Annotated in this window: 1 protein-coding gene; it reads left to right on the top strand. The window is 65.5% G+C overall.

The window, feature by feature from the left end; translation table 11 throughout:
- Positions 1 to 411: transketolase C-terminal domain-containing protein (locus ENZ74_RS33775; protein ID WP_281059779.1), on the top strand; the 411-nt coding region annotated here is incomplete at its 5' end.
- Positions 412 to 579 lie beyond the last annotated feature (168 nt).

The raw sequence follows: 579 nt of genomic DNA, 5'->3' as shown, positions 1-579 counted from the left end.
ACCGTGCCGCTCGGCAAGGCGGCAACCCTGCGCGAAGGCAACGATATCTCGATATTCGCCACCTCCAAGATGGTGGTCGAGGCACTGAAAGCCGCGGATCTTCTCGCAGCCGACGGTGTTTCGGCCGAGATCGTCGATCTCCGGTCGCTGCGCCCGCTGGATGTCAACGCCATCGTCGCCTCGATCGCGAAAACGCACCATGCCGTGGTGGTCAACGAGGGCTGGCGCTTTTGCGGCTACGCCGCCGAGCTTTCGGCAACGATCATGGATCACGCCTTCGACGAGCTGGACGCGCCGGTCGCGCGCGTCACGCTGCCGGACATGCCGATCCCCTATTCCGAGCCGCTGGAAACGGCGATGCTGCCAAGTGCCGAGAAGATCCGCACCGCCGCGCTGAAGACGCTGAAGTGACGGAGGCGGCGGCGATGGCGACCCATCCGATCAGCATCGACAGCGCCGGCGGCGAATACATGGAAGCCGTGCTGGTGATCGCCTGGGCGGTGAAGCCAGGCGATCCGGTCAAGGCCGGCGATCTGGTCGTCACCGTCGAGACGGCCAAGGCCGCGACCGAAATCGAAG

The organism is Mesorhizobium sp. M7A.F.Ca.CA.002.15.2.1 (assembly GCF_003998715.1).
Taxonomy (GTDB): domain Bacteria; phylum Pseudomonadota; class Alphaproteobacteria; order Rhizobiales; family Rhizobiaceae; genus Mesorhizobium; species Mesorhizobium ciceri.
Note: the sequence above shows the minus strand (reverse complement) of the source record. Positions and strands in the feature narration are given on the sequence as shown.